Source organism: Bradyrhizobium frederickii, from assembly GCF_004570865.1.
Lineage (GTDB): Bacteria > Pseudomonadota > Alphaproteobacteria > Rhizobiales > Xanthobacteraceae > Bradyrhizobium > Bradyrhizobium frederickii.
Genome location: NZ_SPQS01000020.1, coordinates 119,277 through 133,508, shown reverse-complemented (window position 1 = coordinate 133,508; position 14,232 = coordinate 119,277). Strand labels below are relative to the sequence as shown.

General features: G+C 64.2%; 12 protein-coding genes. 8 read left to right on the top strand and 4 right to left on the bottom strand.

Translation table 11 applies throughout. The features are described 5' to 3' along the window. The first annotated feature begins 63 nt into the window (after nt 1–63). From E4K64_RS29505 to E4K64_RS29480, 6 genes are all read left to right on the top strand, one after another. Nucleotides 64–621, top strand: coding sequence for a c-type cytochrome (locus E4K64_RS29505; RefSeq protein WP_135166616.1), 558 nt, complete (start codon nt 64–66; stop codon nt 619–621). A 216-nt stretch (nt 622–837) separates the two neighbouring features. Then, nucleotides 838–2,739 (top strand): extracellular solute-binding protein, encoded by a 1,902-nt coding sequence (locus E4K64_RS29500; RefSeq protein WP_135166615.1) that lies wholly within the window; start codon nt 838–840, stop codon nt 2,737–2,739. Nucleotides 2,740–2,753: 14 nt separating this feature from the next. Next, on the top strand, nt 2,754–4,640 hold the full coding sequence (locus E4K64_RS29495) for an extracellular solute-binding protein (RefSeq protein WP_135166614.1): 1,887 nt from the start codon (nt 2,754–2,756) through the stop codon (nt 4,638–4,640). A gap of 2 nt (nt 4,641–4,642) precedes the next feature. Next, nucleotides 4,643–5,752, top strand: a complete 1,110-nt coding sequence (locus E4K64_RS29490) for a microcin C ABC transporter permease YejB (protein WP_135166613.1) — start codon at nt 4,643–4,645, stop codon at nt 5,750–5,752. After that, the gene (locus tag E4K64_RS29485; protein ID WP_135166612.1) at nt 5,752–6,930 is read left to right on the top strand and encodes an ABC transporter permease; all 1,179 of its coding nucleotides are present in this window, start codon (nt 5,752–5,754) and stop codon (nt 6,928–6,930) included. Before E4K64_RS29490 ends, E4K64_RS29485 begins: the two co-directional genes overlap by 1 nt. 4 nt (nt 6,931–6,934) lie before the next feature. Then, nucleotides 6,935–8,572, top strand: a complete 1,638-nt coding sequence (locus E4K64_RS29480) for an ABC transporter ATP-binding protein (protein WP_167772324.1) — start codon at nt 6,935–6,937, stop codon at nt 8,570–8,572. A 6-nt stretch (nt 8,573–8,578) separates the two neighbouring features. Here E4K64_RS29480 and E4K64_RS29475 read toward each other — a convergent pair whose 3' ends face one another. Next, a complete protein-coding gene (locus E4K64_RS29475; protein WP_135166611.1) occupies nt 8,579–9,421 on the bottom strand; it encodes a C40 family peptidase in 843 nt (280 codons plus the stop codon). Beyond that, nucleotides 9,414–10,787 (bottom strand): leucyl aminopeptidase family protein, encoded by a 1,374-nt coding sequence (locus E4K64_RS29470; protein WP_135166610.1) that lies wholly within the window; start codon nt 10,785–10,787, stop codon nt 9,414–9,416. Before E4K64_RS29470 ends, E4K64_RS29475 begins: the two co-directional genes overlap by 8 nt. A gap of 200 nt (nt 10,788–10,987) precedes the next feature. On the opposite strand from E4K64_RS29470, the gene E4K64_RS29465 reads away from it, so the two are divergent. After that, entirely contained in the window at nt 10,988–11,191 is a 204-nt protein-coding gene (locus E4K64_RS29465) for a hypothetical protein (RefSeq protein ID WP_135166609.1), read from the top strand. A 189-nt stretch (nt 11,192–11,380) separates the two neighbouring features. Beyond that, a complete protein-coding gene (locus E4K64_RS29460) occupies nt 11,381–12,196 on the top strand; it encodes a tetratricopeptide repeat protein (protein ID WP_135166608.1) in 816 nt (271 codons plus the stop codon). Nucleotides 12,197–12,255: 59 nt separating this feature from the next. Here the strand turns inward: E4K64_RS29460 and E4K64_RS29455 are convergent, their stop codons facing one another. Both E4K64_RS29455 and E4K64_RS29450 read right to left on the bottom strand, forming a co-directional pair. Then, entirely contained in the window at nt 12,256–13,230 is a 975-nt protein-coding gene (locus tag E4K64_RS29455; protein ID WP_135166607.1) for a type II secretion system F family protein, read from the bottom strand. Nucleotides 13,231–13,239: 9 nt separating this feature from the next. Continuing rightward, nucleotides 13,240–14,217, bottom strand: a complete 978-nt coding sequence (locus tag E4K64_RS29450) for a type II secretion system F family protein (RefSeq protein WP_126259723.1) — start codon at nt 14,215–14,217, stop codon at nt 13,240–13,242. Between the last annotated feature and the right edge of the window lie 15 nt (nt 14,218–14,232).

The following is a 14,232-nucleotide window of genomic DNA, read 5'->3' as shown; positions in this document are numbered from 1 at the left end:
GAGGCTCGTCCTGGCGGCCGCCCGGCCGCTCGATCCTTCTTGCGGTGTGGGGCCTAGCCGGAAATGGACTCTTTCGAACTCAATAAAATTCTCGGTGCCGTGCTCGGCACCTGTCTCCTTCTGCTGGTGACGAGCTTCACCGCGAATGCGCTGTTTTCGCCCAAGATGCCGGAAAAGCCGGGCTTCGAGATCGCCGTGAAAGAAGACGCCGGCCACGGCAAGGAAGGCGGCGCCGCTGCTGCTGCCTCCTCAGAGCCGATCGAAAAGCTGCTCCAGACCGCCTCCGTCGAGAAGGGCGCGGCGGCCGCCAAGAAGTGCGGCGCCTGTCACACTTTCGAGAAAGGCGGCCCGAATCGCGTCGGTCCGAACCTCTACGGCGTCGTCGGCGAGAAGCGAGGCGAGGGCCGCGGCGGCTTCAATTTCTCGGCCGCCATCAAGGCCAAGGGCGGCACCTGGACCTTCGACGATCTCAACAAGTTCATCGCCAATCCGAAGGGCTTTATCCCGGGCACCGCGATGGGCTTCGCCGGTATTCCCAAGGATTCCGAGCGCGCCGATGTCATCGCCTATCTGAATTCGCTGTCGGAGCATCCGCAGCCGCTGCCGACCGCGTCGAAGTGAAGTAAGGCCTCAACAACCTGTCTTGGAATAGGCGGCCAGGCTGAGAAGCCTGGCCGTTTTCGTATCCGGGCCTCCCGGTGAATTTATCGGGGCGTTTGGCCGCATCTGACAGGCCGTCCGGCCTTTCAAGATGAGGAAAAAGCAACATATTCGGTCGAAACCTCGCCTATATTGGGAACTTAAAGGAGTAGCCTCCTTCAAGACAGGGATGTTGATTTGGCCATTACCCGACGCGATCTCCTGCTCACCGGCACTGCGGCCGCAGCGCTTCCCGTCCTCGGTTCCGTGGCGGGCGTTGCCGCTATCGGCTCAGCGCAGGCGCAATCCGCCGGTGAGCTACCCTGGCGCCATGCGCTATCCCTGTTCGGAAAGGTGAAGTACCCCGCCGACTTCAAGCGCTTCGACTACGTCAATCCGGAAGCGCCCAAGGGCGGCGTCGCCCGCCAGATTGCCGTCGGCACCTTCGACAATTTCAACATCGTCGTGTCGGGCGTGAAGGGGCAGGTCGCAGGCGCGGTCGCATTCATCTACGAATCCCTGATGACGGCTTCGCTCGACGAGGTCTCGACCGAGTACGGCGCGCTGGCCGAGGCCGTCAGCCATCCCGATGATTTCTCCTTCGTCACCTACCGCCTGCGGCCGGAGGCCAAATGGCACGACGGCAAGCCAGTCACCGCCGATGACGTGATCTTCTCGCTCGATTCCTTCAAGAAGCACCACCCGATGTACTCGGCCTATTACAGCCATGTGGTCCGGGCTGAGAAGGTTGGCGAACGCGAGGTGAAATTCGTATTCGATGCGCCGGGCAACCGCGAGCTGCCGCAGATCGTGGGTCAGCTCACGGTCCTGCCGAAGCATTGGTGGGAGGGGACGGACGCGCAGGGCCGCAAGCGGGATGTTTCGGCGACCACGCTCGAAGTGCCGCTCGGCTCCGGTCCCTACAGGGTCAAGGACTTCGTTGCAGGACGGTCGATCGCGCTGGAGCGGGTCAAGGAGTACTGGGGCCGCGACCTGCCTGCCAATGTCGGCCGCAACAATTTCGACGAGCTGCGCTACGAATATTTCCGCGACGCCACCGTGGCGATCGAGGCTTTCAAGGCCGACCAGGTCGATTGGCGCACCGAGAACAGCGCGAAGAATTGGGCGACCGCCTACGACTTCCCGGCCGTGACCGAAAAGCGCGTGATCCTCGAAGAATTCGCCAATCGCAGCTCGGGCGTGATGCAGGCCTTCGTGCCGAACCTGCGCCGCGCCAAGTTCAGCGATCCGCGCGTGCGGCGTGCGCTCAACTACGCGTTCGACTTCGAGGAGATGAACAAGCAGATATTCTTCGGCCAGTACAAGCGCGTCAGCAGCTATTTCGATGGTATCGACGAGCTCATGGCAACCGGCGTGCCGCAGGGCAAGGAGCTCGATATCCTCGAAACCGTCCGCGCCCAGGTCCCGCCCGAAGTCTTCACCACGGCCTACACCAATCCGGTCGGCGGCAATCCGGAAGCCGTGCGCGACAATCTGCGCGAGGCGCTGCGCCTGTTCAAGGAGGCCGGCTACGAGGTGCGCGACCGCAAGCTGGTCGACGTCAAGACCGGCGCCCAGTTCACCCTCGAATTGCTGAACTCGGATCCGAGCTTCGAGCGGATCACGCTGTTCTATAAGCCCTCCCTGGAGCGGCTCGGCATCGCCGTCAGCGTGCGCACCGTCGATCCGACCCAGTACGAGAACCGGACGCGCGAGTGGGATTTCGACATCGTCACCAACTCCTGGGGCGAGTCGCAGTCGCCGGGCAACGAGCAGCGCGAGTTCTGGTCATCCAAGTCGGCTGATATCCCGGGGTCGCGCAACATCGCCGGCATCAAGAATCCCGCGATCGACAAGCTGATCGAACGGGTCATCTACGCCACCGATCGCGACGATCTCGTCGCCGCGACCAAGGCGCTCGACCGCGTGCTGCTGTGGAATCACTACGTCGTGCCGCAGTGGACCTATACCAAGGTGCGCACCGCGCGCTGGGACCGCTTTGGCCGACCGGCGGAATTGCCGCAATACGGCCAGTCCGGCTTCCCGTTCATCTGGTGGTACGACGCAGACAAGGCGGCACGGATCGCAAAGAAGTCGTGAAGGATATTTCCCGCATGACGCAGATGTCACGCCGCCATGTGCTGACAATTGGTGTCGGCGGCGCCCTCGGGGTGTCGCTGGGTGCGCGGCCGATCCGTGGCGCGCATGCATCGGAAGCCGGGGTCGAAACTCACGGCATCTCGGCCTTCGGCGATCTCAAATATCCCGCCGACTTCCACCATTTCGACTACGTCAACGTCGATGCGCCGAAGGGCGGTACGTTCTCGCTCATCCCGTCAACAAAATCGCACAACCAGTCCTACCAGACCTTCAACTCGCTCAACTCCTTCATTCTCAAGGGCGATGGCGCGCAAGGCATGGACATGACGTTTTCGCCGCTGATGGTCCGCGCGAACGACGAACCGGACGCGATGTACGGGCTTGCCGCCAAATCCGTGCAGATATCGCCGGACAGGCTGGTCTATCGCTTCACGATACGGCCGGAGGCAAAATTCCACGACGGCACCAAGCTCACCGCGCACGACGCGGCGTTCTCGCTGACGACGCTGAAGGCCAAGGGCCACCCGCTGATCACCGTGCAGATGCGCGACGTGGTGAGCGTGGAAGCGATCGATGATGCGACGCTCGTCGTCACCTTTGCCAAGGGACGCGCGCGCGACGTGCCGCTCTATGTCGCCGGACTGCCGATCTTTTCGAAAGCGTATTACACGTCGCGGGCGTTCGATGAATCGACGCTGGATATTCCGCTCGGCTCCGGTCCGTACAAGGTCGGCCGGTTCGAGGTCAATCGCTACATCGAGTTCGAGCGGGTCAAGGACTGGTGGGCGGCCGATCTGCCGCCCTGCCGCGGCAGCTACAATTTCGACGTCGTGCGCTATGAATTCTACCGCGACCGCGACGTCGCCTTCGAGGGTTTCACCGGCAAGAACTATCTCTACCGAGAGGAATTCACCTCGCGCATCTGGGCGACGCGCTATGATTTCCCGGCCGTCAAGGACGGTCGTGTCAAGATGGAGGTCGTGCCCGACGACACGCCCTCCGGTGCGCAAGGCTGGTTCATCAATACCCGGCGCGACAAGTTCAAAGACCCGCGCGTGCGCGAGGCCCTGATCGATGCCTTCGATTTCGAATGGACCAACAAGACCATCATGTACGGCGCCTATGCCCGTACGGTGTCGCCGTTCCAGAACTCGGACCTCATGGCGGGCAATGCGCCGCCTTCGCCGGAAGAGCTGAAGCTGCTCGAGCCATTCCGCGGTCAGGTTCCTGACGACGTCTTCACCGCTCCGTTCACGCCTCCGGTCACGGACGGCTCCGGACAAGACCGCAGCTTGTTGCGCAGGGCCCAGCAATTGCTGACCGAAGCCGGCGTGCCAATCAAGGACGGCAAGCGCGTCCTGCCGAACGGTGAAGTCTTCAGAATCGAGTTCCTGCTGGATGAGCCCTCCTTCCAGCCGCATCATGCGCCCTACATCAAGAATCTCGCGACGCTCGGTATCGAAGCGAATGTGCGCGTCGTCGATCCGGTGCAGCACAGGGCGCGCCAGGATGACTTCGACTTCGACATGACGATCCAGCGCTTCAGCATGTCGGCGACGCCGGGCGACGCCATGCGCTCGTTCTTCTCCTCGCAGGTCGCGAACACCAAGGGCTCGTACAATCTCGCGGGCATCGCCAACCCGGCCATCGACGCCATGATCGAGAAGATCATGGCGGCCGACAGCCGCGAGGAACTGACCTTCGCCTGCCGCGCATTCGATCGCCTGTTCCGCGCCGGCCGCTATTGGGTGCCGCAATGGTACAACAAGACGCACCGGCTGGCCTATTGGGACCAGTTCGGTCATCCACCGAGGCTGCCGCGTTACGCCAATGGCGTCGGCGCGCCCGACATCTGGTGGTATGAACCCGCCAAGGCCGCCAAGCTCGAGCAGGCGAAATAATCATGAGCGCCTATATCGCCCGCCGTATCCTCCTGATGATTCCGACCCTGCTCGGAATCCTCTTCGTGTCCTTCGTCGTCGTGCAGTTCGCGCCGGGCGGCCCGGTCGAGCGCGTGATCGCACAACTCTCGGGGGCCGATACCGGCGGCACCTCGCGCATTTCGGGCGGCAGTGACTTTGCACAGCGCGCGCCGGGGCAGGTCGGGGCCGGCGGCGATGCCATCAACTCGAAATACCGCGGCGCGCAGGGCCTCGACCCTGATTTCATCAAGAAGCTCGAGGCACAGTTCGGCTTCGACAAGCCGGCACCGGAGCGTTTCGCGCTGATGGTTTGGAATTTCGCCCGCTTCGATTTCGGCAAGAGCTATTTCCGCGACGTCAGCGTGCTGCAGCTCATCAAGGAAAAGCTGCCGGTCTCGATCTCGCTGGGGATCTGGCTGACACTGATCACCTATCTGATCTCGATCCCGCTCGGCATCCGCAAGGCGGTGAAGGACGGCACGCGCTTCGACACCTGGACGTCGACCATTCTCGTGCTGGGCTATGCGATTCCCGGCTTTCTGTTCGCGATCCTCCTCATCATCCTGTTTGCCGGCGGCTCCTTCTTCAACTGGTTCCCGCTGCGCGGACTGACCTCGGACGGCTGGTCGCAGTTTCCCTGGTACTGGAAGATCATCGATTATTTCTGGCATCTGACGCTGCCGCTGATCGCCATGGGATTGGGTGCGTTCACCACCATGACGTTCCTGACCAAGAACTCGTTCCTGGACGAAATCCGCAAGCAATACGTCATGACCGCGCGCGCCAAGGGCTGTAGCGAGGGCCGGGTGCTTTACGGACATGTCTTCCGCAACGCGATGCTGATCGTGATCGCGGGTTTCCCCGGTACCTTCATCCACGCCTTCTTTTCGGGCTCGCTCCTGATCGAGACCATCTTCTCGCTGGACGGGCTGGGGCTGCTCAGCTTCGAGAGCGTGCTCAACCGCGACTATCCCGTGGTGTTCGGCACGCTTTACATCTTTTCGCTGGTCGGCCTTGTGATCAACCTGGTCTCCGACCTGACCTATATGTGGATCGACCCCCGGATCGATTTCGAGGCGCGGGAGGTCTGATGACGATTGCTGCGCCGACGCCGATCGAGACCACGACCCAGTCCCCGCTCGGCGAGGTCGTTCCGATCACGCGCAAGCCGTTCGCGCCTTCGCCGCTCAACAGGCGGCGCTGGCAGAACTTCAAGGCCAACCGCCGCGGCTACTGGTCGTTCTGGATCTTCATCGCCCTGTTCGTGGTCTCGCTGTTCGCCGAGCTGATCGCCAACGACCGCCCCTTCCTGATCAAGTTCGACGGCCGTCTCTATTGGCCCGCTTTCGTGACCTATTCCGAAACCACCTTCGGCGGCGATTTCGAGACGGCGGCCGACTATCGCGATCCGTACCTGCAGAAGCTGATCAAGGACAAGAACGGCAGCATCGTCTGGCCGCTGATCCGCTATTCCTACGACACCCACAATCTCGACCTGCCGACGCCGGCGCCGTCGCCGCCGACCTGGATGCTGACCGAAAAGCAGTGCCAGCCGGTGGTTGAGAAGAAGGGGCTGAGGAGCTGCCGCGACCTCGAATACAACTGGCTCGGCACGGACGATCAGGGCCGCGACGTCGTCGCGCGGCTGATCTACGGCTTCCGCATCTCGGTGCTGTTCGGCCTTTGCCTCACCATCATCTCGTCCGTCATCGGCATCGCCGCGGGCGCGGTGCAGGGCTATTTCGGCGGTCGGGTCGATTTGATCTTCCAGCGCTTCATCGAGATCTGGACGGCGATTCCTTCGCTCTATCTTCTCCTGATCCTGTCCTCGGTGCTCGTGCCCGGCTTCTTCGTGCTGCTCGGTATCCTGCTGCTGTTCTCCTGGGTCTCGCTGGTCGGTCTCGTGCGGGCCGAATTCCTGCGCGGGCGCAACTTCGAATACATCCAGGCGGCGCGGGCGCTCGGCGTCTCCAACCCGGTCATCATGTTCCGCCATTTGCTGCCGAATGCGATGGTGGCGACCATGACGTTCCTGCCCTTCATCGTGTCGAGCTCGGTGATGACGTTGACGGCGCTCGATTTCCTGGGCTTCGGCCTGCCGCCGGGATCGCCTTCGCTGGGCGAATTGCTGTCGCAGGCCAAATCCAACGTGCAGGCGCCCTGGCTCGGCTTCTCCGGCTTCTTCTCGGTCGCGATCATGCTGTCGCTGCTGATCTTCATCGGCGAAGCGGTCCGCGACGCCTTCGATCCGCGCAAGACGTTCAGGTAAGGTCATGGACGCGATCAACCAGCCCCTGCTTGCCGTCCGCGACCTCTCGGTGGCTTTCCACCAGGGCGGCGCCACCACGCTCGCGGTCGACAAGGTCTCGTTCCAGATCAAGCGCGGCGAATGCCTGGCGCTGGTCGGCGAATCCGGCTCCGGCAAGTCGGTCAGCGCGCTCTCGATCCTCAAGCTGCTGCCCTATCCGAACGCCTCACACCCCTCGGGCAGCATCCGCTTCAAGGGGCAGGAGCTGATCGACCGCTCCGAGCAGAAGATGCGGGAGATCAGAGGCAGCGATATCTCCATCATCTTCCAGGAGCCGATGACCTCGCTCAATCCGCTGCACACGATCGAGGCGCAGATCGGCGAGATCATCCAGCTGCACAATCCGACCGGCAATGCCGAGGTGCGCAGACGGACGCTGGAACTGCTGACGCAGGTCGGCATTCCCGAGCCCGAGACGCGGCTGAGGAGCTATCCGCATCAGCTTTCCGGCGGTCAGCGCCAGCGCGTGATGATCGCGATGGCGCTCGCCAACGAGCCGGATCTGTTGATCGCGGACGAGCCGACCACGGCGCTCGACGTCACCGTGCAGGCGCAGATCCTGGCGCTGCTCGCCGAGATCCGCTCGCGGCTCGGCATGAGCCTGCTCTTCATCACCCACGATCTCGGCATCGTGCGCCGCATCGCCGACACCGTCTGTGTCATGAAGAGCGGCGAGATCGTCGAGCAGGGACCGGTCGAGCAGGTCTTCAGGACGCCGAAGCATCCCTATACGCGCGACCTGCTCGCGGCGGAGCCGAAGCCGGATCCGGCGCCGCCGCAGCCGGACGCGCCGGTGGTGATGTCGGCCAACGATCTGAAAGTGTGGTTTCCGATCAAGCGCGGCCTGATGCGCAAGACGGTCGGCCACATCAAGGCGGTCGACGGGGTCAGCCTCGCCGTGCGCAAGGGCGAGACGCTCGGTGTGGTCGGTGAATCCGGCTCGGGCAAGACTACGCTGGGGCTGGCACTGTTGCGCCTGATCTCCTCGAACGGACGCATCGTGTTCCTGGGCAAGGATATCCAGGGCCTGCGCTTCAAGGAGATGCGCCCGTTCCGGCGCGACATGCAGATCGTGTTCCAGGACCCGTTCGGCTCGCTCTCACCGCGCATGTCGATCGCCGATATCATCGCCGAAGGCCTCACCGTGCATCAGCCGAAGCTGTCGCGCGAGGAACGCGAGGAACGCGTCGTCAAGGCGCTGGAAGACGTCGGGCTGAAGCCCGATACCCGCTTCCGCTATCCCCACGAATTCTCCGGCGGCCAGCGCCAGCGCATCAGCATCGCGCGCGCGGCGGTGCTGGAGCCGGACTTCGTCGTGCTGGACGAGCCGACCAGCGCGCTCGACATGCTGTTCCAGGCGCAGATGGTCGATCTGTTGCGCGAGCTGCAGCGCAAGCGCGAGCTCACCTACATGTTCATCTCGCACGACTTACGCGTCGTCGCCTCGCTCGCGAGCCATTTGATCGTGATGCGCGGCGGCAAGGTGGTCGAAGAGGGCCAGGCCGCCGAGCTGTTCAAGCATCCGAAGAGCGATTATACGCGTGCGCTGTTCGCGGCGGCGTTCCGGCTCGAGACGGCGGGGAACGGCTCGGTGGAGACGTAAGCCCCGTCAGAGCCGCTTGATCGCAGCGACCTCGCTGCCGGCCGCCTTGATCCGCGCAATGGCCGGCTCGATCGGCTCGATCTCGGTCGCCATATGATACGCGTTGGCGTGAACCATGGTGCTGCCGTCGCGGACGATCGCGACGTGGCCCTTCCAGAAGATCAGATCGCCGCGCTGCAAGCTGCTTTGCTCATGCGGCTCCAGTGCGCGGCCGAGACCGGCCAGCTGCATGTCGCTGTCGCGCGGGCAGCCGATCCCTGCTGCCGTCAGCGAGACCTGGACGAGGCCGGAGCAATCGATGCCAAGACTGCTCTTGCCGCCCCAGAGATAGGGCGTGCCGACGAAGCGCTCGGCGATTGCGACGAAGTCCGGTTCGCGATGATCGAGCGGAGCGAGATGCGTTTTCGGCAGATATCTGCCGTCGTGCGTCACGGCGAAGCTGCCGTCCTCGCGCGCCACGGCGAGCCTGGATCCCATCACGAGCGTCTCGGCCGGCGGCAGCTTGATCGACGGGCCGGGGAAGGCAAACGTCCGCAATGCGCTGACCACGTGAGTCGGGGCGGCCGACGGCGTCACGAGCGCCGCATCCGGCAGCCAGCCGACATAGCCATCGCCGTTGAGCTGGCCCCACGCCCAACCCTCGCCGTTGCGGTCGTAGACCGTGACGCGTTCGCCGCGCAGGGCCTCCGTCATCAGCATTGCGCTCGAGGACGGTTGCTCGCGCACCGGCGCGACCGGCTCGACCACCTCGAACTCCCGGCCCTCGACGAAGCGATCCGCCTGCACCTTGCCTTCGAGATATTTCGCGGCAAGGTCGCCGCGCGCCGGTGTTATTCGCGGATCATGCATAGCGCTCGCTCAGCAAGGTGTAGATGGCGCGCGCGGCCTGGCACTCGCCGCCTTCGGGGCGTGCGGGCTTGGCCGACGGCGTCCAGCCGTAGATGTCGACATGCAGCCAGCTCCCGGCGTGCTCGACGAAGCGCTGCAGGAAGAGCGCGCAGGTGATCGAGCCGGCAAAACCGCCGGAGGGCGCGTTGGTGATCGTGGCCGTCTTGGAGTCCAGCCATTTGTCGTAAGGAGGCCACAGCGGCATGCGCCACAACGGATCGTTCTCCTTCACCGCGCAACGCGCAAGGTCGGCGGCAAGGGTCTCATCATTGGTGTAGAAGGGCGGCAGATCCGGTCCCAGCGCGACGCGCGCCGCGCCGGTCAGCGTGCCCAGGTCGATCAGCAGGTCGGGCTTCTCCTCGTCGGCCAGCGCCAGCGCATCGGCGAGCACCAGGCGTCCTTCCGCGTCGGTGTTGCCGATCTCGACGGTGATGCCCTTGCGCGAGGTGAAGATGTCGAGCGGGCGGAAGGCATTGCCGGCGACGGCGTTCTCCACCGCCGGAATCAGCACGCGCAGGCGCACCTTCAGCTTCGCGTCCATCACCATGCGCGCCAGCGCCAGCACGTTGGCAGCGCCGCCCATGTCCTTCTTCATGATCAGCATGCCACTCGACGGTTTCAGGTCGAGCCCGCCGGTGTCGAAGCAGACGCCCTTGCCGACCAGCGTCACCTTGGGATGATCGGGATCGCCCCAACCGATGTCGATCAGCCGAGGCGCGCGGCTCGACGCCATGCCGACGGCGTGGATCAGCGGGAAGTGCTTCTCCAGCTCCTCGCCGATGGTGCAGGAAAAGCTTGCGCCGAACTCCGCGGCGAGGTCTTGCGCGGCGGCCGCGAGCTCTTCCGGCCCCATGTCGTTGGAGGGCGTGTTGATGAGGTCGCGCGCCAGCATCGCCGCATTGGCGATCCGCTCGATCTCGGCAGGATCGACGCCATCAGGCGGCACCAGCCGGACCTCGGGCCTGTCAGCCTTGCGGTAGCGCGCGAAGCGGTAGGTGCCGAGCGCGAAAGCGAGCGCCGCCAGCCGTATATCGTGCGGCGCATTGGCAAAGCGATAAGTACCCGGCGGCAGCAGGCCGGGCAGGGCGCCGGGCCGGAACAGGTCGCGCGATCGTGCAGTGTCGTCGTCCAGGCCGAACAGCACCTGGGCGATCGCGCCATCGGGCGCGGGCAGCGCGAGATAACCACCGGGCTTGGCAGCAAAGGCGCATGAAGTGGCGAACTGGCGCTGCGCCGGCGGCAGCGCCTCGGCGACCTGATCCCAGCTCGATTTTGTGACGAACGTGATCGGGATGGCGGTGGATGACGTCTCGAAGACAGCAGGCATTGGCGGGTCCGGATCGTCGGATCAAACGGGTCATGCGAACGGACGAGACTTCGCAGAGTTTCGCCGCGGCTGCAATCGGCTTTGCTGCCACCGCTTCGGCGAGCCGCTACTCGCGGCAAGGGGGCCATGCTAGGTTCCGGCAATGGTCGCCAGGGCTGGAGATCAGGCGGCCGACGACAAACGCGCCGGGAGGACATGCAATGGAATTTGTGTGGAGCGTGGTCACGTTCATCGGCCATGCCGTCGAGGCGATCTTTGGCTATGTCGAGCACCACCACTGGATCTTCGCGCTCCTTGCCGGCGGTTACGTCTTCTATCTCCACGACCGCTCGGTCCACGCGCGCTTCGATGCGCTCGACAAGCGCATCGACGAAATCCGCAAGCGGCTCGCGATCGAATATTGAGGCGGCAATGCTGAGGCATCTAACGGGCAGATGAGGGTGCTCGGCCCCGATCTCGACCTCGGCGGAGACGCCGCCGCAGACGTCGCCGTGAGAGGTGCGGGCCGGGAAGCGGCGTTAACCGGCCGTTAGGGTTAACAGCCTATTGCTGGCGCGTTCAGCTCGATCAATCGGCTCGAGAGTCAAGGCGTCATGCGTCAACGGTTCAGTCTCGCCCGGCTTCTTGCGTCCACCTCGCTGGTCGCGGCGGTCGCCATGGGCCTCGGCGGCTGCACGGGCATGTCGAAACTCTCCGACGTGACGGGCTCGGTCGGCGGACCACGGGCAGAAGCGGCTCCCACCGATCCCGCGCGCGCCGTCGAGGTCTATGGCGAGCGCTACCGGGCCAATCCCAGGGATGCCGAGGCGGCGCTGGCCTATGGCCAGGCCTTGCGCGCCAACGGCCAACGCGCCCAGGCCGCCGCCGTGCTCGAGCAGGCGACCATCGCCAATCCCGGCAACAAGGCGCTGCTCGCGCAGTATGGCCGCGCGCTCGCCGACAACGGCAATTTCCAGCAGGCCTACGACGTCCTGTCGAAGGCGCATTCGCCTGATAATCCGGACTGGCGCCTGCTCTCGGTGCAGGGCACCGCGCTGGACCAGATGGGCCGTCACGAGGAGGCGCGCTCCTATTATACGAGCGCGCTCAAGATCGCGCCGGGTGATCCTGGCGTGCTTTCCAATCTCGGCCTGTCCTACATGCTGTCGAAGGATCTGCCCAAGGCCGAAGAGGCGTTGCGGCAAGCCCACGCCTCGCCGCGCGCCAGCAGCCGGGTACGGCAAAATCTCGGCCTCGTCGTCGGTCTCCAGGGCCGCTTCGCGGAGGCCGAGACCATCGTGAAGGCGGATCTGCCGCCGGATCAGGCCGCGGCCAATGTCACTTATCTCAAGGAAATGCTGAGCCGCAGCGACAATCATCGCGGCGGGCCGAAGCGGACCCCGGTCGCCTCGCTCAACCAGCCCGACTGATCAAGATCTGATCCTCAGAAGAAGCCGTCCCGCGGACCGCGCGCGGTCGGGGGCTTGTGTCACTGCATCTCGGTGAGCTTGATGCCGGTCGGTCCGAGAATGACGACGAACAGCACCGGCAGGAAGAACAGGATCATCGGCACCGTCAGTTTCGGCGGCAACGCGGCGGCCTTCTTCTCGGCCTCGGTCATCCGCATGTCGCGGTTTTCCTGTGCCATGACGCGCAAGGATTGACCGAGCGGGGTGCCGTAGCGCTCCGCCTGCTGAAGCGCGAGACAGACCGACTTGACGCCCTCGAGCCCGGTGCGTCGCGCCAAATTCTCATAGGCGACCTTGCGGTCCTGCAGGTAGGACAATTCGGCCGTGGTCAGCGTGAACTCCTCCGACAGCGCAATCGACTGTCCCACGATTTCGGTGGCAACCTTCCGGAACGCCATTTCGACCGACATGCCGGATTCGATACAGATCAGAAGCAGGTCCAGTGCATCGGGAAAGGCGCGCTTGATCGAGAGCTGGCGCTTGGAGATCGCATTCTTCAGGAACAGCATCGGCGCCTGGAGACCGAGATAGGCCGCGCCGATGCAGATGCCGATCTTGATCGGCATCGGCCTGTCCATGTGCGCGATCACGAAAACGTAGAGGAGCGAGCCGACGAAGAGCACGATCGGGGTGACCAAGCGGGCAAACAGGAAGGTGATGTAGGGCGCCTGGCCGCGGTAGCCGGCCATGATGAGCTTGTCCCGCGCCGCCTCCTGCGCGAGCCATTTGGTGAGGTTGAAGTCCTCCACGACCTTGGAGACGAGCTGCTTCGGCGTCTGGCGCAGCGAGACCTTTTCGTTCTTGTGAAGGCGCTCGCGCTCGCGCTGCCGAATGCGCTCACGCTCGCTCGCGACCGCCTTCATGCGCTTGGAGAGTCCCTCGCCGGCGAACAGCGGCATCACCAGCGTATAGACGGTGGCGCTGGCGGCGACGGCCGCCAGCAACATGGTCATGAAACGGACGTCATGCAGTTTTGAAACGAGGAACTCGACCATGCGGCACCGTCAGAAGTCGAAATTGATCATCTTTTTCATCACCATGATGCCGATCGACATCCAGACGACGCAGCCGACCAGCATCAGCTGGCCGGTGGGATGAGTCCAAAGTAGCGAGATGTAGTGCGGCGTCGTGAGATAGACGAGGAACATCACGATCGGCGGCAACGAGCCGATGATGCCGGCCGAGGCCTTGGCTTCCATCGACATCGCCTGGATCTTCTCTTTCATCTTCTTGCGGTCGCGCAGCACCTTGGAGAGGTTGCCCAGCGCCTCGGAGAGGTTGCCGCCCGATTTCTGCTGGATCGAGATGACGATGCCGAAAAAGTTGGCTTCGGGCAGCGGCATGCGCTCATAGAGCCGGGAGCAAGCCTCGCCCAGCGGCATACCGATCGCCTGCGTCTCGATGATGGCGAGGAATTCGCTGCGCAGCGGCTCGGGCGAATCGGCCGCGACGACCTTGATCGATTCGAACAACGGCAGGCCGGCCTTGATGCCGCGGACGATGACGTCGACCGCATCGGGCAGTGCCTTCAGGAACTTGTCTTCCCGGCGCTTCTTCAGGAAGCCGAGGGCCCAGCGCGGCAGGCCAAAACCTCCGGCAAAGGCGAGACCAGCGGCGCCGAGCAGGCCGCCGCCGATGAACAGGGCCGCCGCGAACAGCACGCCCGCCACGACGGCGGACACGATCCAGAATTTCTGCGGCGTCCAGTCCAGACCGGCCTGGGAGAGGCGAACGTTGAGCGGAACGCTCTTCTCCTGCTGACGCCGTGCCTCGAGGTCCTTCAGCGACGTTTCGACCTGCTCGCGGCGCGATCGCTGGCTCTTTTCGCTCTGCTTGGCCATCGGCGCGTCGGCACGCGAGATCGAGGCGCGCCGGCTTTCCGCCTTCCGTTCCCCGGAGAGCAGCGGATAGAGGAAGACCCAGGCGATGCCGCCGACCGCTGCGGTGGCGAGAAATGCGAGGGCGAGGACCTGTATGTTCATGGCGTCGCTGACCTG

Coding starts and splice junctions, on each gene's coding strand:
- E4K64_RS29465 (WP_135166609.1), top strand. CDS start 10,988: ATGGAATTTGTGTGGAGCGTGGTCACGTTCATCGGCCATGCCGTCGAG.
- E4K64_RS29450 (WP_126259723.1), bottom strand. CDS start 14,217: ATGAACATACAGGTCCTCGCCCTCGCATTTCTCGCCACCGCAGCGGTC.
- E4K64_RS29480 (WP_167772324.1), top strand. CDS start 6,935: ATGGACGCGATCAACCAGCCCCTGCTTGCCGTCCGCGACCTCTCGGTG.
- E4K64_RS29490 (WP_135166613.1), top strand. CDS start 4,643: ATGAGCGCCTATATCGCCCGCCGTATCCTCCTGATGATTCCGACCCTG.
- E4K64_RS29475 (WP_135166611.1), bottom strand. CDS start 9,421: ATGCATGATCCGCGAATAACACCGGCGCGCGGCGACCTTGCCGCGAAA.
- E4K64_RS29470 (WP_135166610.1), bottom strand. CDS start 10,787: ATGCCTGCTGTCTTCGAGACGTCATCCACCGCCATCCCGATCACGTTC.
- E4K64_RS29495 (WP_135166614.1), top strand. CDS start 2,754: ATGACGCAGATGTCACGCCGCCATGTGCTGACAATTGGTGTCGGCGGC.
- E4K64_RS29455 (WP_135166607.1), bottom strand. CDS start 13,230: ATGGTCGAGTTCCTCGTTTCAAAACTGCATGACGTCCGTTTCATGACC.
- E4K64_RS29460 (WP_135166608.1), top strand. CDS start 11,381: ATGCGTCAACGGTTCAGTCTCGCCCGGCTTCTTGCGTCCACCTCGCTG.
- E4K64_RS29505 (WP_135166616.1), top strand. CDS start 64: ATGGACTCTTTCGAACTCAATAAAATTCTCGGTGCCGTGCTCGGCACC.
- E4K64_RS29485 (WP_135166612.1), top strand. CDS start 5,752: ATGACGATTGCTGCGCCGACGCCGATCGAGACCACGACCCAGTCCCCG.